16 protein-coding genes are annotated in these 18659 nt (G+C 62.5%); 7 read left to right on the top strand and 9 right to left on the bottom strand.

What is annotated here, in order from left to right:
- Nucleotides 1-49: 49 nt before the first annotated feature.
- Nucleotides 50-1396, bottom strand: a complete 1347-nt coding sequence (locus ELH03_RS02660; RefSeq protein ID WP_128411432.1) for a TldD/PmbA family protein — start codon at nt 1394-1396, stop codon at nt 50-52.
- 119 nt (nt 1397-1515) lie between these two features.
- On the opposite strand from ELH03_RS02660, the gene ELH03_RS02655 reads away from it, so the two are divergent.
- From ELH03_RS02655 to ELH03_RS02645, 3 genes are all read left to right on the top strand, one after another.
- Entirely contained in the window at nt 1516-3330 is a 1815-nt protein-coding gene (locus ELH03_RS02655) for a monovalent cation:proton antiporter-2 (CPA2) family protein (RefSeq protein ID WP_128411431.1), read from the top strand.
- Nucleotides 3331-3449: 119 nt separating this feature from the next.
- A complete protein-coding gene (locus ELH03_RS02650; protein WP_130765989.1) occupies nt 3450-3821 on the top strand; it encodes a VOC family protein in 372 nt (123 codons plus the stop codon).
- Between the two features lie 3 nt (nt 3822-3824).
- Nucleotides 3825-4304, top strand: coding sequence for an EVE domain-containing protein (locus ELH03_RS02645; RefSeq protein ID WP_128411429.1), 480 nt, complete (start codon nt 3825-3827; stop codon nt 4302-4304).
- Here ELH03_RS02645 and ELH03_RS02640 read toward each other — a convergent pair.
- From ELH03_RS02640 to ELH03_RS02630, 3 genes are read right to left on the bottom strand one after another with little or no spacing between them, the layout of a single operon-like run.
- Nucleotides 4293-5174, bottom strand: a complete 882-nt coding sequence (locus ELH03_RS02640; protein WP_027685828.1) for a patatin-like phospholipase family protein — start codon at nt 5172-5174, stop codon at nt 4293-4295. The two genes, ELH03_RS02645 and ELH03_RS02640, sit on opposite strands and share 12 nt — an antisense overlap.
- A 12-nt stretch (nt 5175-5186) precedes the next feature.
- Nucleotides 5187-5747: a 16S rRNA (guanine(966)-N(2))-methyltransferase RsmD gene (gene rsmD / locus ELH03_RS02635; RefSeq protein WP_128403092.1), complete on the bottom strand. Its 561-nt coding sequence runs from the start codon at nt 5745-5747 to the stop codon at nt 5187-5189.
- Nucleotides 5728-7881 (bottom strand): pseudouridine synthase, encoded by a 2154-nt coding sequence (locus tag ELH03_RS02630; protein WP_128403091.1) that lies wholly within the window; start codon nt 7879-7881, stop codon nt 5728-5730. Before ELH03_RS02630 ends, rsmD begins: the two co-directional genes overlap by 20 nt.
- Before the next feature lie 90 nt (nt 7882-7971).
- Here ELH03_RS02630 and ELH03_RS02625 point away from each other — a divergent pair, with 90 nt between their 5' ends.
- Nucleotides 7972-8409: a nucleoside deaminase gene (locus tag ELH03_RS02625; RefSeq protein WP_018449379.1), complete on the top strand. Its 438-nt coding sequence runs from the start codon at nt 7972-7974 to the stop codon at nt 8407-8409.
- Between the two features lie 26 nt (nt 8410-8435).
- Here ELH03_RS02625 and ELH03_RS02620 read toward each other — a convergent pair whose 3' ends face one another.
- The 4 genes from ELH03_RS02620 to ELH03_RS02600 form a co-directional block, all read right to left on the bottom strand.
- Nucleotides 8436-9065: a hypothetical protein gene (locus ELH03_RS02620; protein ID WP_018516568.1), complete on the bottom strand. Its 630-nt coding sequence runs from the start codon at nt 9063-9065 to the stop codon at nt 8436-8438.
- Nucleotides 9066-9198: 133 nt separating this feature from the next.
- A complete protein-coding gene (gene ileS / locus ELH03_RS02615) occupies nt 9199-12090 on the bottom strand; it encodes an isoleucine--tRNA ligase (RefSeq protein WP_128403090.1) in 2892 nt (963 codons plus the stop codon).
- Nucleotides 12091-12375: 285 nt separating this feature from the next.
- Entirely contained in the window at nt 12376-13359 is a 984-nt protein-coding gene (locus ELH03_RS02605; RefSeq protein WP_128403102.1) for a bifunctional riboflavin kinase/FAD synthetase, read from the bottom strand.
- Nucleotides 13360-13390: 31 nt separating this feature from the next.
- A complete protein-coding gene (locus tag ELH03_RS02600; protein WP_128403088.1) occupies nt 13391-14239 on the bottom strand; it encodes a TIGR01459 family HAD-type hydrolase in 849 nt (282 codons plus the stop codon).
- Nucleotides 14240-14598: 359 nt separating this feature from the next.
- Here ELH03_RS02600 and groES point away from each other — a divergent pair, with 359 nt between their 5' ends.
- From groES to ELH03_RS02580, 3 genes are all read left to right on the top strand, one after another.
- Nucleotides 14599-14895 (top strand): co-chaperone GroES, encoded by a 297-nt coding sequence (groES, locus tag ELH03_RS02595; protein WP_003545797.1) that lies wholly within the window; start codon nt 14599-14601, stop codon nt 14893-14895.
- A 72-nt stretch (nt 14896-14967) separates the two neighbouring features.
- Nucleotides 14968-16611, top strand: coding sequence for a chaperonin GroEL (gene groL, locus ELH03_RS02590; RefSeq protein ID WP_130806649.1), 1644 nt, complete (start codon nt 14968-14970; stop codon nt 16609-16611).
- A 637-nt stretch (nt 16612-17248) separates the two neighbouring features.
- Nucleotides 17249-17725 (top strand): hypothetical protein, encoded by a 477-nt coding sequence (locus ELH03_RS02580; protein WP_128403086.1) that lies wholly within the window; start codon nt 17249-17251, stop codon nt 17723-17725.
- 102 nt (nt 17726-17827) lie between these two features.
- On the opposite strand, the gene ELH03_RS02575 is transcribed toward ELH03_RS02580, so the two are convergent.
- Nucleotides 17828-18538 (bottom strand): glutathione binding-like protein, encoded by a 711-nt coding sequence (locus ELH03_RS02575; protein ID WP_128403085.1) that lies wholly within the window; start codon nt 18536-18538, stop codon nt 17828-17830.
- Nucleotides 18539-18659 lie beyond the last annotated feature (121 nt).

The raw sequence follows: 18659 nt of genomic DNA, 5'->3' as shown, positions 1-18659 counted from the left end.
TAGAGCATGATGTCGTCCGAAAACCGCGCACAGTTTTGCGAGACATGCTCTAGCGCCCTGCGAGCGTCATGCCTTCGATGGCGAAGGTGGGGGCCGCAACGCCGAACTTGCGATCGATGTCGTTTGCCGGCGTCAGGCGCATGAACATCTCCTTGAGGTTCGAGGCGATCGTCACCTCGGAGACCGGGAAGGTGAGTTCGCCGTTCTCGATCCAGAAGCCGGTGGCGCCGCGGCTGTATTCGCCGGTGATCATGTTGACGCCGTGGCCGATCAATTCGGTGACATAAAAACCGTTGCCGACGCTGCGGATCAAATCCTCCGGCGAGATGTCGCCGGGTTCCAGGGCAAGATTGGTGGAGGAAGGCGAGACGGCGGTGCCGCCGCGCACGCCGCGGCCGTTGGTCTCCAGACCCAACTCGCGCGCGGTCGAGGTCGAGAGGAACCAGTGCTTCAAAACACCATCCTCGATCATCACCAGCCGCTCGCCGGACACGCCCTCGCCATCGAAGGGCCGCGAGGAAGGCCCACGCACGATCAGCGGATCGTCGGTGATCGACAGTCCGGACTTCAGCACCTGCTGACCCATTCTGTCGCGCAGGAAGCTGGACTTGCGGGCAACGGAAGCACCATTGATCGCACCGGCGATATGGCCGACGAAGCCGCGGGCGACACGCGGGTCGAAGATGACGGTGACGTCCTTGCCGGTCGGCACCTGGCGCGGATTGACGCGCTTGATCACCCGTTCGCCGGCGCGACGGCCGATTTCAGAGGGATCGTCGAGCTCGGCATAATAGAGGCGGCTGTCGAAATCATAATCGCGCTCCATGCCGGTGCCTTCGCCGGCGATGACGCTAACGGAATGGCCGAAACGCGAGGCCATGTAACTGCCTTCGAACCCGTGCGAGGTGGCAAGAACGAGGCCGCCCATGCCGGCGGAGGCGCCGGCGCCGGAGGAATTGGTAACCCCCTTGACCGCAAGCGCGGCTGCTTCAGCGGCAAGACCCGCCTCGCGCAGCATCTCGGAGGAGACCTCCGTGGTATCGAGCAATTGCAGGTCGGGATAGGATCTCGAAAGGTTCGCCTCATCCGCCAGGCAGGCGAAGGGGTCTTCCGGGGAAACCTTGGCCATGGCGACGGCGCGTTCGGCAAGCGCCTGAAGATCGAAGCCCGGATTGGCCGAAACGCTGGCGACGCGTTGGCCGATGAAGACGCGCAGGGAAAAATCGTCGCTTTCGGAGGATTCCGTGCCCTCGACCTTGCCGAGGCGCACGCTGACCGATTGCGAGCGCGACCGGACGACGACGGCATCGGCGGCATCAGCCCCTGCCTTCCTTGCCAGATCGATCAATTGACTTGCGCGGGAAAGAAGTGTCGAGGAATCAATTTCAGAGGACATGATTTGGCCTTTCCTTCGGCTTCCATTTATTGTGCACTCTCCCAAGCATCAAGGCCGCCGCCGCCGATTCTTTATCGGGGCTGCTTGCGTGCTCCCCGCCGTTGAAAGAAATTGTCAGCATGTCAGCGCCCAATGCCCTTTTTTCCGAAACGATCCTGCTGCTTGGCGGCGCGGTGGTCGCCGCTCCGATCTTCAAGAAGCTCGGGCTCGGCACGGTGCTCGGCTACCTCGCCGCCGGCATCGTCATCGGCCCGGTCTTCCACGGCATCACCGATGGCGAACAGATCCTCGCCGTCGCCGAACTCGGCGTCGTCTTCCTGCTCTTCATCATCGGACTGGAGCTGAAGCCCACCCGTCTCTGGCAGATGCGGCGCGATATCTTCGGCCTCGGCACGGCGCAGGTGGTGCTGACGGGACTGGCGCTGACCGCGCTTGCCTGGTTTTCCCAGGTTCTCGACTGGCGCGGCAGCATCGTTGCCGGATTTGGCCTGGCGCTGTCTTCGACCGCCTTCGCCATGCAGATTCTCGAGGGCGACGGCGACGTCAACACCAGATACGGGCAGCGCTCCTTCTCGATGCTGCTGTTCCAGGACCTGGCGATCGTGCCGCTGCTGGCGCTGATCACCATCCTCGACGGTGGCGACAAGGGCAGCAACGCGCCGCTGTTGGATTTTGCCGTCGCCGTCGGCGCGGTTGCGGCGATGATCGTCATGGGACGCTACCTGCTGACGCCGCTTTTCCAGATCATCGCCCGGACCGGCGCGCGCGAGGCAATGATCGCCGCCGCCCTCTTCGTCGTCATGGGATCGGCGAGCCTGATGCAGCTTGCCGGTCTTTCGATGGCGATGGGCGCCTTCCTATCCGGCGTGATGCTTGCCGAATCCTCCTACCGGCACGAGCTGGAGGCGGATATCGAGCCCTTCCGCGGCGTGTTGCTCGCTATCTTCTTCATCGCCGTCGGCCTGTCGCTGGAACTCGACGTTCTCGCCGACAACGCGCTCTTCGTCATCGTCGCCGTGCCGATCGTCATGGCCGTCAAGGCGATCATCATCTATGGCCTCTGCCGGATCTCGGGCTCCCCGCATGACGATGCAATCCGCATCGCCTTCCTGCTGCCGCAGGGCGGCGAATTCGGTTTCGTTTTGTTCACCACGGCGGGTGCGGCCGGGCTGATGTCGACGAGCACGGCATCGCTGCTGGTCGCGGTCGTCACGCTGTCCATGGCGCTGACGCCGATCGGGTCGGCCCTTTCGAAGCGGCTGCTGCGCGGCGACGAGCAGGAGGAGCTGGACGAGGATTTCGAGGGGGCAGGCGCCGACGTGCTGATGGTCGGCTTCTCGCGTTTCGGCCAGATCGCCGCCCAGATCCTGCTTGCCGGCGGACGCAGCGTCACCGTCATCGATTTTTCGGCCGACCGCATCCGCCAGGCCTCCTCCTTCGGCTTCCGCATCTATTTCGGCGACGGCGCCCGCAAGGACGTGCTGCGCTCGGCCGGTATCGACCGGGCGAAGATCGTACTCGTCTGCACGCAGAAGAAGGAGATCACCGACAAGGTGGTGGAGCTGGTGCAGGCCGACTATCCGCAGACGCGGCTCTACGTGCGCTCCTACGACCGCATCCATTCGATCGAACTGCGCAACAAGGGCGTCGACTACGAGCTGCGTGAAACGCTGGAATCGGGCCTGCTCTTCGGACGGCGAACACTGGAGGCGCTCGGCGTTTCCGAGGTCGACGCCTATGAAATCGGCGAGGATATCCGCAAGCGCGACGAGGCGCGTCTGGTGCTGCAGGTGTCCGAAGGGCTGCAGGCCGGGCGCGACATGCTGTTTTCCCACCCCGTCCGCCCCGAACCGCTGGTCAAGCCGAAGCGTGCAGCCGATCCCTTCGAGGACGATCCGCTGGCCGGGACCGCGGATGCGACAGCGGAAGCATAAATCAACTCCGGAAGTGGCAAACTTGGGCGGATTGAACGGCGGCAGAGGCAAAGGTTACTGCCAGAATCTGTCAGTATGTCTCTGTAGACGATCCTCCTGACCCAAACAGGAGGCTCACCATGATCGACAGCAACAGCATTCTACTTTTCGTAGCCGACGTGCCAAAAAGCGCCGGCTTTTATGGCCAACTGCTCGGGCAGGATCCGGTTGAGTTCAGCCCGACCTTCGCCATGTTCATCCTGCCTTCGGGTCTGGCCCTTCGACTCTGGGGCAAGGCGGGCGTGGAGCCGGCGCCGGCTGCGACGGGCGGCGGCTGCGACGTCGGTTTCAAGGTCGCGACAGCTGATATGGTCGATACGCTTCACGCCGAATGGCAGGCAAAGGACGCGACCATCCTTTTGCCACCGACCAGCCTCGATTTCGGCCGCACCTTTGTCGCAGCCGATCCCGACGGGCATCGCCTGCGTGTCTACAACGTTGCGGAGGACTGAAACATGTCCCGCAGCTGGATCGCTGTCGCATCAGCAAACCATGTCCGCATCGGGCGCGAAGCTGGGTTCATGCAGGTCTGTCATGGCAAGGCCGCTCCGCTTAAGCGAAGCGCGCCTGGCGACCGGGTGATCTATTATTCGCCGACCGAAACATTTGGCGGCAAGGATCGCCTGCAGGCGTTCACGGCAATTGGCGTGGTCGAGGAAACGGCGGCATATCAGGTGGAAGTTCACCCCGGTTTCCGCCCCTGGAGGCGCGATGTCGCCTGGTGGCGGGCCGTGGAAACGCCGATCCGGCCGCTGCTCGGCCGGCTGTCTTTCACAAGCGATCGGGGAGGCTGGGGCTATCGATTGCGCTTTGGTCTCTTCGAAATCGATAATGATGATGCCGAGCTCATAGCCGAAGCGATGCTCAGTGAACCGCTCATGCATGTCGCCCGGAAGTATGCGACGGTTCCCGTGCAATGCAGTTTAGCGCTTTAGCCGCGCCTCGATTTCCCGATCGAGAGCAAATTTCAGGTCGTCCTTGACACCGACCGACATGGCCAGCACTTCACGGGCCTTGAGGAAATCCATGACGCCGGTGCGGCCGACCGTCGGGCGCAGGAAGATATGCGGCGGGCGAAGCTTGAGCTTCAGCGAAATCGCCGTCTGCATCATCAGCTGGCCGGAACCGAAGATGCTCTCCATGCGGTTCGGAATATGGGTGCCGTCGCCTTCCGGCGCGCCGACGACATCGATGCCGATGACGATGTCGGCAAGATCCATCAGGCATTCATAGGGCACCGGATTGCTGATGCCGCCGTCGATCATCACGCGGTCGCGCAGGCGCACCGGCATGAAGACGGCGGGAATAGCGGACGAGGCCGCGAGTGCGGGAAACAGCTCGCCCTGCTCGATGATGACTTCGCACTGCCCGTAATAATCGGTGGTGATCACCTTCATCGGGACCAGCAGGTCCTCGAAGCGGGCCGGCAGTTCGGACGGCAGGAAAGCCTTGAGGATCCGCTCCAGATTGAACTGGCCGATGCGGATACCCTTGGCCACCGCATCGCGCACTGTCGCCGGCCTCAGCCCCCAGATGCGCGCGACGACCGCCGTCTTGTTGCCGACGGTCGTCAGCGCATGTTCGCGGATTTCGGCGCCGGACATGCCGGCCGCCATGCCGGCCGCCATGATCGCACCGATCGATGAGCCTGATACCGCCACCGGGCGGATGCCGAGTTCGTCGAGCGTCTCGATGACATGGATATGGGAAAGCCCGCGCGCGCCGCCGCCGCCAAAAGCGACCGCGACCGTTGGCACATCGCTGATCGCGGGCAATTTCGGGCTGATGATCTCTGCCTGCTGCACGCCCGCCCCCGCTTATTGCGGCTGATATCGGAAGAAATGCACCCTCGTATCGCCAAAGATGCGGCTTTCGAGGAAAACATAGGAAGGATGGACGGAAACGACAACATCGGCGCGTTCTTCGAGCACCGCGATCGCGCCTGGCCGCAGCCAGCCGCCTTCGGCCGCCGCCGCCATCGCCTTCTCGCCGAGCCCCTTGCCATAGGGCGGGTCGGCAAAGAGCACGTCGAAGGGCTCGAGATTGCCGACACTGCCGAGATCGGTCGCATCCCGGCGCAGGATGCGCGTGCGGCCATGCAGGCCGAGCGCATCGATGTTCTCCCAGAGCAGCGCCCTGCCCTCGACACTGTTTTCGACGAAGAGCGCATGGCGAGAGCCGCGTGAAACCGCTTCGAGGCCGACGGCGCCGGTGCCGGCAAAAAGGTCGAGTATCCGGGTGCCATCGACGCATTCCGGATAGGCATGACTCAATATATTGAACAGGCTCTCGCGCGTCCGGTCGGCAGTCGGCCGGATCTCGTTGGATTTTGGCACGGCGAGAGGCCGTCCGCGAAACTCACCGCCGACGATCCGCACCGCGCGTCATTCCTTTTCCTTTAGCACCACCTCTGGACGGCCCGCCTGCAGGCCTGTCGCCGCCCGGCCTGTCACCGCCGGGTTTGGCGCCTTTCGGCTTGCCGGAAAAACTCTTGGCCCCACCAGGCTTGGCCCCACCGGGCTTGGCCGCAAAGCCCTTGCCACGCGGCCTGTCACCAGAAGGTTTGTCACCCGAGGGCTTGTCCCCGAACGATCTTTCACCGCGGGGACGCTCGGAGCGGCCCTCGCCGGCAAAGCTTCTGGCTGCCCGCGGACGTTCATCACCGTCCTCGCGCGGCCTGCGATCGCCACGCGGCTTGTCACCGAAGGGCCGGTCTCCGCGCGAAGGACGATCACCGGAGGGGCGGTCGCTGCGCGGACGCTCCGAACGGCCCTCACCGACGGAGGCTCTGGCGGCACGAGGACGCTCGTCGCCGTCCTTACGCGGCTTACGATCACCGCGCGGCTTGTCGCCGAAGGGACGATCCCCACGTGGGGGACGATCGCCGAACGGCCGGTCGCCGCGCGGACGCTCCGAACGGCCCTCACCGGCGGAGGTTCTGGCGGCACGAGGACGCTCGTCGCCGTCCGTACGCGGCTTACGATCACCGCGCGGCTTGTCGCCGAAGGGCCGGTCGCCGCGCGGACGCTCCGGACGACCTTCGCCGGCAGAGCTTCTGGCACGCGGGCGTTCCTCACCCCCTTCGCGGGGGCGGCGCGCCGGGCGGTCGCCAAAACCGCGGTCTTCGCGGGCGGGGCGATCCCCGAAGGAACGCTTGCGGCCGAAGCCCTCTCCCTCATCCTTGCGACGGGGCTCTTCGCTCGAGCGGATCCATTCGCCATCCTCTTCGCGCACGCGGTTCACCTGTGTGCGCGGGCGATCCTCGATGTGATCATTCTTTGCAGGCGCCGGCTCGCCGCGCCGGCGCGCGGTCTGCGCATTCTTGGCGGCTTTCGCCGCAGCCTTTTCGCCAAGCGGCCGGGCGCCCGGCGCCATCCAGACATTGGCGCTGCGGCGCTGGCCGAGCGGCTGGGGGCGCTTTGGCCTTTCATCGTCCCGGCGCCCGCCGTCGCGGCGGTCGTCCTCTTTGCGCGCGCCACCGTGGCGGTCGTCGCGCTTGGTGTCGAGGCGGCTCAGCGCCCGTTCGCGCTTGTCCTCATCGCGGCGCGGACGCTCGCGCTTTTCCGGTGCTGCGGGCTCTGCCTCTTCCTCGGCAGCGACGGCCGGCGCATTGTAAATCGGCGCGTCGAAATTCGCCTTGGCTTCCTCGATGAGGCGCGGGCCGAGCTGGTCGCGCAGTGTGCGGCCGCGCACTTCGATCACATGGCCTTCCGGCAGGTCGCCGAGCTGGAACGGGCCATAGGAAATGCGGATCAGGCGATTGACGTCGAGGCCGAGCGCGCCGAGCACGTTCTTGATTTCGCGGTTCTTGCCTTCGCGAAGGCCCATGGTGATCCAGACGTTCGACCCTTGCGTGCGGTCGAGCGTCGCCTCGATCGAGCCATAGAGCACGCCGTCGACGGCGATGCCGTCCTTCAGCTTGTCGAGCGCGTCCTGATCGATCTCGCCATGGGCGCGGACGCGGTAGCGCCGCAGCCAGCCGGTCGCCGGCAGTTCGAGCGCCCGGGCCAGACCACCGTCATTGGTCAGCAGCAGCAGGCCTTCGGTGTTGATGTCGAGGCGGCCGATCGACATGACGCGCGGCAGTTCTTCCGGCAGGTTGTCGAATACGGTCGAGCGGCCTTCCGGATCGGCATTGGTGGTCACGAGGCCGGCGGGCTTGTGATAGAGCCATAGCCTGGTGCGCTCGATGCCGCGGATCGGCACGCCGTCGACTTCGATCCGATCGGCGAGCGTGACGTTGACGACGGGCGTTTCGAGCACCCTGCCGTTCAGCGTCACACGGCCTTCCATGATCATGCGCTCGATGTCGCGGCGGGAGGCGACGCCAACGCGCGCCATCACCTTGGAAATGCGTTCGGCCTTGGCCTCGCCATCGGTCTCGGCGGCGATCGCGCGTGCCGCCGCAGGCTTTGCCGGCTTCTCGCCGCCCGCCTTCGGGCCGGCGTTGGACCTGATATCCCGTGAAAGGGGCTTTGCGCCCGGGCGTTTTGGCTTGTCTTTGGGTGTCATTTGTTGTTTGCCTGCCTTTTGGGCCTGTCTATCAGGTCACGCATCTGCGGTTAAGTGGAAATTCTTGCGATCGTGAAGACAAATCGTTTCATGGAGATGGCGCTTGAAGAAGCGCGCGCGGCCGGAGAACGCGGTGAGGTGCCGATCGGCGCCGTCGTCGTTATCGACGATATCGCCGTTTCACGCTCGGGAAACCGTACGCGCGAGCTCAAAGACGTCACCGCGCACGCCGAAATCGCCGCGATCCGGCTCGCTTGCGAAGCGCTCGGACAGGAACGCCTTACCGGTGCCGATCTCTACGTGACGCTGGAGCCTTGCACCATGTGCGCAGCAGCCATCTCTTTTGCGCGTATCCGCAGGCTCTATTACGGCGCCGAGGACCCGAAGGGCGGCGCCGTCGACAATGGCGTGCGCTTCTATGGGCAGTCGACCTGCCACCACGCGCCGGAAGTCTATTCCGGCTTCAACGAGGTCCAATCGGCCGATATGCTGCGAAAGTTCTTTTCGCAAAGGAGAGAGGCGCCGTAATCACCAGCGCCGGCGCGCCGAAAAAGCTATTGCAGGAGGTTCCACCACTGCTTGCCGGTGTTGGCGACAGCTGCATCCTTCTTACGCTTCTTCTGCTTCTTGAGCTCGGGCTCGCCGACATCGTCGAGCTTCGCCGGATCGTCGACGGTGCGGTAGCCGGGCGGCGGATCTGATATATAGCGGCGCTGATCGACATAGGAGCCCTTCTGCAGGGCGCGGGCTTCGCGATAAGCCTTGGTCTGGGCTTCCGTCGTGCGTCGACCGCCTTCGATCGCAGAGCTTGCCAGCGGCGAGCGGTAATTCGGATTGTCCGAATTCTCGTCGGCTTCCGAAACGAGACGGGCGCGCGTCTCCTCCGGCGATTCAAGCCATTGCGGATTGTCCTTGTTGGCGACCGTCTGCTGCGGCGCAACGAGGGTTTCCTTCTGCGCCTGCGCCGGCAGCACCAGCGTCGGCCGCGGCGTGTACTTGACGCCCTTGTTCTTCGGGTCCGGTCCGGTCAACGACACGGACTGGCCGAGATCGTCGGTCAACTGTTCCATGGCGGTCTTGTCCGTGCCGTAGGTCGGGCTGCTGGCGCAACTGGACACCAGGGAGCATCCCGCCACTACAACAGACAGGCAGGCGCCCATACGGAACCAATGCGTTGCTAACATGAAAACCCTTCCAGCCCTGCCGGTGCAATCCTCGCCCAACCGGACAAACGTCCCCCTGACGCAAAAATCCGGCCATTTTCAGGCAGCTTTTACCGGATGAACCGCGAAAGCGCAATTCATCCGGCAATATTCTTCACTTGAGCGCGGCAAGTTCGCGAAGGGCAGCGGCGTCGCGAGCCGAAACATCGGGATACTCGGGATCGGAGCCGACATCCCTGGTGATGCGCCAGGAGCGGGCGCATTTTTCACCCTCTGCCAGCTTCGGCACGACGCTGACCTGAGGCACTTCGGCAAGGCGGAAGGCATCCGCTGGTCCTTCGCCGGCCTTGATCTCGATTGCCGAGGTGATGCAGACCTCGGTGAAGTCCTGGCCTTCCAGCGCCTTCAGCAATTCCGGATCGGCGATGTGGACGACCGGAGCCGCTTCCAGCGAGGAGCCGATGCGCTTGTCCTTGCGCTCGATTTCCAGGGCACCGGTCACAACCGAACGCACTGTACGGATCTTCTTCCACTTCTCGGCCAAGGCATCGTTGCGCCATTCCTTTGCAACCGGAGCAAACTGCTCCAGATGCACGGACACGGCAGACGGGTTGCGCGACAGCCAGGCCTCCTCGGTGGTGAAGGGCAGCATCGGGGCGAGCCACGTCACCATGCAATCGAAGATCTGACGGATGACGTGCAGGCTGGCGCGCCGGCGCAGGCTCGACGGCGCATCGCAATAGAGCGCATCCTTGCGGACATCGAAATAGAAGGCCGAAAGCTCGACATTGGCGAAATCGATCAGCGCGCGGGCAATCTTCTTGAAGTCGAAGGCATCGTAGTTCTCGCGCACCAGCTCGTCGAGCTCGGCAAGCCGGTGCAGCATCAGTTGCTCCAGCTCCGGCAGGTCGGCAAGCGCGATCTCCTCGCCCTTGTCATGGGCGAGCGTGCCGAGCATCCAGCGGATGGTGTTGCGCAGCTTGCGATAGGCGTCGACATTGGTCTGGATGATCGTCTTGCCGACGCGCAGGTCGTCGGCATAATCCGAGGTCATGACCCAGAGGCGCAGGATATCGGCGCCGGCGTCCTTCATCACCTCCTGCGGCGCGGTGACGTTGCCCTTCGACTTCGACATCTTCTCGCCCTTCTCGTCCATGGTGAAGCCATGGGTGAGGACGGCGTCGTAAGGCGCACGGCCGCGGGTGGCAGCCGATTCCAGCAGCGACGAATGGAACCAGCCGCGATGCTGGTCGGAACCTTCAAGATAAAGATCGGCCGGCCATTTCAGGTCCGGACGGTCTTCGAGCGTGAAGGTGTGCGTCGAGCCAGAGTCGAACCAGACGTCAAGGATATCCATGACCTGGGTCCAGCGGGAATGGTCGTGGTCATTGCCGAGGAAACGCTCCTTGGCGCCTTCGGCAAACCAGGCGTCGGCGCCCTCATGTTCGAAGGCCTCGATGATGCGGGCGTTGACGGCTTCATCGATGAGGACCTCGCCCTGCTCGTCGGCAAAGACGGCGATCGGCACGCCCCAGGCGCGCTGGCGCGAGAGCACCCAGTCCGGGCGACCTTCGATCATGGCGCGCAGGCGGTTCTGGCCGGCGGCGGGCACGAAGCGCGTGTCGTCGATCGCACCCAAGGCGCGCGAACGCAGCGTCGTGCCGTCGGCAAGGGTCTTGTCCATATAGACGAACCATTGCGGCGTGTTGCGAAAGATGACCGGCTTCTTCGAGCGCCAGGAATGCGGATACTGGTGCTTCAGCCGGCCGCGGGCAAAGAGTGCGCCGCGGGCGATCAGTTCCCTGATGACGCGGTCGTTGGCATCACCCTTCTTGCCGTTGTCGTCGATGACGCGGGCGCCTTCGAAGCCGGGAGCGTCTGATGTGTAGAAGCCGCCGTCGTCGACCGGGAACGGGATCTTGGTCTCGATACCGCGGGCCTCAAGCGTGCGGACAGCCGACATCCAGGCATCAAAGTCTTCGCGACCATGGCTTGGCGCCGTGTGCACGAAACCGGTGCCGGCATCATCGGTGACGTGATCGCCATCGAGCAACGGCACGAGGAATTCATAGCCACCGCCGAGACCCTTGAAGGGATGCGCACAGGTCATCGCTGCGAAATCAGCCGAAGAGACATCGCTCAAGCGCTTGTACTGCAGTTTGGCCTTGGCGAAGGATTCCTCGGCCAGCTTGTCGGCAAAGATCAGCTTTTCTCCAGGACGCGGACCAAAATCGTTCTCGGCGGCCGTCACCTCATAGAGGCCATAGGAAACACGCGCGGAAAAGGAGACCGCGCGGTTGCCGGGGATCGTCCAGGGCGTGGTCGTCCAGATGACCACGAACGCATCCTTGAGCGCAGCCGGACCTTCGACGACGGGGAATTTCACCCAGATCGTATCGCTCTCATAGTCCTGGTATTCGACTTCTGCTTCGGCCAGCGCGGTGCGCTCGACGACCGACCACATGATCGGCTTGGAGCCGCGATAAAGCTGACCGCTTGCGGCGATCTTCAAGAGTTCGCCGGCGATGCGCGACTCCGCGTGGAAGTTCATCGTCGTATAGGGATTATCGAAGTCACCCTCGATGCCGAGACGCTTGAACTCTTCTGCCTGGACCTTGATCCAGCCGGCGGCAAATTCACGGCATTCCCTGCGGAATTCGTTGACCGGGACCTCGTCCTTGTTCTTGCCCTTCTCGCGGTACTTCTCTTCGATCTTCCATTCGATCGGCAGGCCGTGGCAATCCCAGCCGGGCACGTAATTGGCGTCGTAGCCGCGCATTTGGAACGAACGGTTGATGACGTCCTTGAGGATCTTGTTCAGCGCGTGGCCGATATGGATGTTGCCGTTGGCATAGGGCGGGCCGTCGTGGAGGACGAATTTCTCGCGGCCGGCGGCGGAAGCGCGCAGTTTCTTGTAGAGACCCATCTCCTGCCAGCGCTTGACGAGTTCCGGCTCCTTCTGCGGCAGGCCGGCGCGCATCGGGAAATCAGTCTCGGGCAAATAGAGGGTCTTCGAATAGTCGATCTTTTCGGCTGTGTCGGTCATGTCTGGCAATCGTTTCTGGCGGCCCGGAAAGGGCGCAACGGGCGTGAAAGAGCTGGTGGCGGAAGCGCTCGTTTCCAAGCGCCAAAAACCCGGACCTTCCGGCCGCTTAGCGCGCGCGGAAGGCCGGGCCGATAATTCGCATCATCATTGCCAGCCGAAGTTTCGTCATCGCGCCGGTTCATAGGCGTTTTTGCCGGGAAAAGGAAGAGAAGAATTCGCGGTTCACAATCGGCATCAACGGCTGGAATTGCCGGTGTCCCAGCGACAGCCGCACTCAAGGCGACCTCAGGAAAAGCACAGTTTCCCATCAAGCACGCTGAGCGGTTTAACGCCGGCAAGCAGCGCCCTCGCCTCTTCCTCATCGCGTTTGATCTGGGCAACGAGCGGATCGAGGCCGTCGAATTTCAGCTCGGGTCTAATATAGCCGAAGAAGGAGACTGAGCAGAGCTGGCCGTAGAGATCGCCGCTGAAATCGAAAAGATAGGTTTCGAGCAGCGGTGCGCCGTTTTCCGTCACCGTCGGGCGGCGGCCGTAGCTTGCGACGGCATCGTGGAGCGTGCCGTCCTGACGGCGGAAGCGGACGGCGTAGATGCCGGCGGCAAGATCGACCTCCGGCGGCAGGCGCATGTTGGCCGTCGGGAAGCCCAGCTGCCGGCCGAGCTTTTCGCCGTCGATCACCTCGGCTTCCACCGTGTAGCGATAACCCAGCATGCCGGCGACTTCGCTGACGTTGCCCTCCTTCAGGAGCGCGCGGATATGGCTCGAAGAGACGACATCGGCGTTTTCGTCGCGGAAGGCATCGATCAAGGTGACGCCGAAGCCGTAGGTATGGCCGGCATTCATCAGGAAGGCGGGACCGCCCTCGCGGCCGCGGCCGAAATGGAAATCGAAGCCGGTGACGACTTCGGAGGCGCCGAGCCAATCCTTCAGGATCGAATGGATGAAATCATCGGCCGAGCGCTGCGAGAATTCGTAGTCGAAGGGATACTCGATGACGGCGCCGAAACCCAGCGCTTCCAGGATGCGGGCCTTCAGCGGCGCGGGCGTCAGGCGGAAGACCGGCGCCTGCGGCCGAAAGACCGTACGCGGATGCGGCTCGAAGGTCAGCACCAAAGCGGGGATACCGCGCGCCTCGGAGATTTCGAGCGCGCGGCTCAGCACCGATTGATGGCCGCGGTGCACGCCGTCGAAATTGCCGATGGCAATGACGCCGCCCTTCAGATGGGCGGGCAAGGGTTCCCGGGTTTCATTGCGGTGGAAGACGGTCATCGGCTGGCTTCTCTTCATGCAAGGCGTGTCTTCATGCAAGGCGGGGCATCCACCACTTCGGCGCGGCTTTTTCCCGTTCGAGATAGGCGTGGAGGATCGCCTCGTCGGTTTCGCCGTTGAGGGTGTATTCCTTGGCGTGGATACCGCCGCTGATGTAAAGAAGGTCGAGGCCATAATTCAAGGCGCCGCGCACATCGGTCGGCATGCCGTCGCCGATCGCCAGCACGCGCTCGACCGGGAAATCGCCGCGAAGCTCGCGGGCAGCGGCCAGCGTCGCCTCGTAGATCGGCCGGTGCGGCTTGCCGGCGATTCGGGTTTTGCCGCCAAGCTGCTCGTAATAGGCAGCCATGGCGCCGGCGCAGGGGATAATGCGATGGCCACGCTCGACGACGAGGTCGGGATTGGCGCAGATCATCGGCACGTCGCGGGCTTTGAAATCGAGAAGCATGTCGGTGTAATCCTCCGGCTTCTCCGTCTCGTCGTCGAAAAAGCCGGTGCAGACGAGCGATTGCGCTTCGCCCGCCGGCCGGCGCTCGACGCCAATGCCTTCGAGAAGCGCCTTGTCGCGCTCGGGGCCGAGCAGAAAGACCGTCTTCGGCCCTTCGGCGATCAACCCGCGCGTGACGTCGCCAGAGGTGACGATCCTGTCATAGGCGCTGTCGGGAACGCCGATCTGGCGCAACTGTTCGACCACCTGCCAGGAAAGGCGCGGCGAATTGGTGATGAGGACGACGGCGACGCCACTCTCACGTGCCGCTTCAAGGGCAGCTGCCGCCTTCGGGAACGGATCGACGCCGTTGTGAACGACGCCCCAGACATCACAGAGCACCACATCATAGTGACTTGTTATCTCCGAGAAGTTTTCTATCTGCTTCGCCATTCCGATTTCCCGTTTGCTTCAGTCACCGGTGACATTGCAAAGGCGCAAGGCGATGGCAAGGCATTTTCTTTGCTGCCGGCCAATGCGAAGATTTCGACCGGCGATCGAAGTGGATGGGCAAAGCTTGACGATCCCATCCCGAGGCGGACGAGTTCGGCGGCGTCGGGTTTCGGCCGCAATCTCCGACTATTCTCCGGCCTCTTCACAATTCCGGCGCAAAAATTCGTGATTGCTCTCATTGACTCCTTTCGGAGCCATCCCTAAATGCTCGTCGCTAGCACTCACCGCAAGGGAGTGCTAACACCTATCCATGTGGGCCACTCCGGTCCGCGAATGTCATTCGATCGAGGGATTAGACAATGGCAAGCACCAACTTCCGCCCCCTTCACGACCGCGTCGTTGTTCGCCGCGTTGAGTCCGAAGCCAAGACCAAGGGTGGCATCATCATTCCCGATACCGCCAAGGAAAAGCCGCAGGAAGGCGAAATCGTCGCCGTCGGCTCCGGCGCGCGCGATGAGTCCGGCAAGGTTGTCGCACTCGACGTCAAGGCTGGCGACCGCATCCTGTTCGGCAAGTGGTCCGGCACCGAAGTCAAGATCGACGGCGAAGACCTTCTGATCATGAAGGAAGCCGACATTATGGGCATCATCGGCTGATCGGCCGACCTGCTTTCCCGAAATGGCTGACGGGCTCTTTGCCCGAACAACTCGAATTCAGGAGTTAAGAATATGGCATCTAAAGAAATCAAGTTTGGCCGCACCGCGCGCGAAAAGATGCTGCGTGGCGTCGACATTCTCGCCGATGCAGTGAAGGTAACGCTCGGCCCGAAGGGCCGTAACGTCATCATCGACAAGTCCTTCGGCGCTCCGCGCATCACCAAGGACGGCGTTTCGGTCGCCAAGGAAATCGAACTCGAAGACAAGTTCGAAAACATGGGCGCCCAGATGGTCCGCGAAGTTGCTTCGAAGACCAACGACATCGCCGGCGACGGCACCACGACTGCAACCGTTCTTGCCCAGGCGATCGTTCGCGAAGGCAACAAGGCCGTTGCCGCCGGCATGAACCCGATGGACCTGAAGCGCGGCATCGACCTTGCTGTTGCTGACGTCGTGAAGGATCTCCAGGCCAAGGCCAAGAAGATCTCCACCTCGGAAGAAGTTGCACAGGTCGGCACGATTTCGGCCAATGGCGACAAGCAGGTCGGTCTCGACATTGCTGAAGCCATGCAGAAGGTCGGCAACGAAGGCGTCATCACGGTTGAAGAAGCCAAGACCGCCGAAACCGAACTCGAAGTTGTCGAAGGCATGCAGTTCGACCGCGGCTACCTCAGCCCCTACTTCGTGACCAACCCGGAAAAGATGATCGCAGACCTCGAAGACGTCTTCATTCTCCTTCACGAGAAGAAGCTCTCGAACCTGCAGTCGATGCTCCCGGTTCTCGAAGCTGTCGTTCAGACCGGCAAGCCGCTGCTCGTCGTCGCTGAAGACGTCGAAGGCGAAGCCCTCGCAACGCTCGTCGTCAACAAGCTGCGTGGCGGCCTCAAGATCGCTGCCGTCAAGGCTCCTGGCTTCGGCGATCGCCGCAAGGCCATGCTCGAAGACATCGCCATCCTGACCGGCGGCACTGTCATTTCCGAAGATCTCGGCATCAAGCTCGAATCCGTCACGCTCGACATGCTCGGCCGTGCCAAGAAGGTTTCGATCTCGAAGGAAAACACCACGATCGTCGACGGTTCGGGCGCCAAGACCGACATCGAAGGCCGTGTTGCCCAGATCAAGGCCCAGATCGAAGAAACCACCTCCGACTACGACCGCGAAAAGCTGCAGGAACGTCTTGCCAAGCTCGCTGGCGGCGTTGCCGTCATCCGCGTCGGCGGTTCGACGGAAGTCGAAGTGAAGGAAAAGAAGGACCGCATCGACGACGCGCTCAACGCGACCCGCGCTGCTGTTCAGGAAGGCATCGTCCCCGGCGGCGGTATCGCTCTGCTCCGCTCCTCCACGAAGATCACCGTCAAGGGTGCAAACGACGACCAGGAAGCCGGCATCAACATCGTTCGCCGCGCCCTGCAGTCGCTCGTTCGTCAGATCGCTGAAAACGCAGGCGACGAAGCCTCGATCGTTGTCGGCAAGGTCCTCGACAAGAACGAAGACAACTTCGGCTACAACGCCCAGACATCCGAATATGGCGACATGATCGCCATGGGTATCGTCGACCCGCTCAAGGTCGTTCGCACGGCGCTGCAGAACGCTGCTTCTGTCGCATCGCTGCTGATCACCACCGAAGCCATGATCGCCGAACTGCCGAAGAAAGAATCGGCTGGCGGCGGCATGCCGGGCGGCATGGGTGGAATGGGCGGAATGGACATGATGTGATAGGCGAAAGCCATCACTGACCACCATTCCGGCATCCGGAACAGGAAGGGCGGCCCTCGGGTCGCCCTTTTCTTTTGCCCAAAAGCGATTCGGAGCGCGGTACACTGATTGGCATAGCCGACGAAACGTTTACCCAGTTCCCTCTTGCAGGCCCCGGGTACGAAGCTTGCGTCAAGCTTGCGCTGCCTGCGTATTTCTCAGCCCGGCGACATGTGAGAAATCGCAGTGCTGCTGCAATATTTCCGGCCTGACGTGGAGTGAAAACGTTTGCAAAGCTCTCAAAGATGATCCTTCCATGCCAATTCTCGCGAAATAGGCGGAAGATGCGGGCATCTCAAGAAATGAGGCCGATCCGAATACCCCTTAAAAAGCCGTTGCCGTTTGTCCAAAAGCCCCTATAAATCCGCGCTGCAATTAAAGCGCGCCCGGCGATAATTTTTCGCCAATAGACGAGGCCGGAGCGCGGAAGGCGATGCGTGAACATTCGGCCTCGAAGGGCTCCGGTTACGGAGGCCAGATGGCCGTGGCAATAGTCGCCGGAGGTAAGCGCGGGCATCATGCCCGCTGCTGCGTGATCCTGTTTCTTTGTGTTTGCCGAGCGTGCGGCGGAAGAGCCGCATCCGAACTGGGGAACGCCTTGTTTAAGATCGCCAGAGCCAATGCAGCCGTACCCTTGACGCCCGGCTCGCTTGATGACGCCAATCAAAATCACGAGATGTTGGCGCAGTTTTCCGTTTCCGAAGCCTGGACTGGAGATTTTTCGAGCGGCATGCTCCGTCTCGGCGAATGGAGCGCGATGCTGCACGGCCTTGCCGCACAGGAATGCGGACTCCTAAGCCTGGTCCGCTGCTATGACGCCAAGGAGCGCAGCCACATATTGGAGCTGTTTGAGCAGGCGGCGACGCTCTGCTCCTCCTTCTGTTTTTCGACGACGATCGTCATGCCGAACGGCTTCCGCCAGCCGCTGTTCTGCATGGGCGAGTCGAACGGACTTGAGCAGAAATACAGCGGCAGCATGGTCGGCGTCTTCATCTTTCCGCGCTTCAAGCTGGAAGGCGCAAGCCAGATCACGACAGCGCCGCGCGTCTTTTCAGACGCCCAAAGGACGCTGTAGCCCCTCGTTGCGCAGGAGTCGGCGATAGGCCGGAAGAGCAAAATCAACGGCCGCTCCCGACGTCTTCGAGGGCGGCCTTTCTACTTTCCAGCGATCCGTTGGTTACTCCGGCTTGACCGGGATGTTGAGGCCCTTGGCACTTGCCGGACGGGCGATGCAGCGCTCCAGCCAGTCGGCAACGGCGGGGAATTTCGCATATTCGAGCACCTCGCGGCCGCCATAGAAGATATCGGCGCCGCGAACCCAGGTGAAGGTGGTGATGTCGGCGATCGTATACTGATCGCCCATGATCCACTGACGACCCTTCAGCCGGTCCTCGAGCACGCCGAGCAGCCGTTTGGATTCATCGCGATAGCGCTCCACCGGGTAGGAGTTGTTGGCGACCTTGTCGGCAGCGAATTTGTGGAAATGTCCGAACTGGCCGAACATCGGGCCGATACCCGCCATCTGGAAAAACACCCACTGGATGGTTTCGTAGCGACCGGCGGCATCAGCAGGGATCAACTTGCCGGTTTTTTCCGCGAGATAAAGCAGGATGGCGCCGGATTCGAAAAGACCGATCGGCTTCCCGTCCGGACCGTTTGGATCGATGATCGCCGGAATGCGGCCGTTCGGATTGAGAGATTCGAATTCCGGCGACTTCTGCTCGTTGGCGGCGAAGGAAATATAATGCGGCTCATAGGCGAGAGCGAGCTCTTCGAGGGCGACGGAGACCTTCACCCCATTCGGCGTCTGCAGGGAATAGAGCTGGATGATATCGGGATTTCTAGCCGGCCAGCGCGTCGTGATCGGAAATGCGGAAAGATCTGCCATCGGATTCTCCATGTTGGGCGCCGACCATAAAAGACCGGGCTTGGCAAAGGCAAGCGGGGGACAGCCAATGCATGTCGCCCAAAAGTGTGCGGCGGTTTTGGGCCAACGATATGCATGACCA

The sequence above is a fragment of the Rhizobium beringeri genome (assembly GCF_004306515.1).
GTDB lineage: Bacteria > Pseudomonadota > Alphaproteobacteria > Rhizobiales > Rhizobiaceae > Rhizobium > Rhizobium beringeri.
Note: the sequence above shows the minus strand (reverse complement) of the source record. Positions and strands in the feature narration are given on the sequence as shown.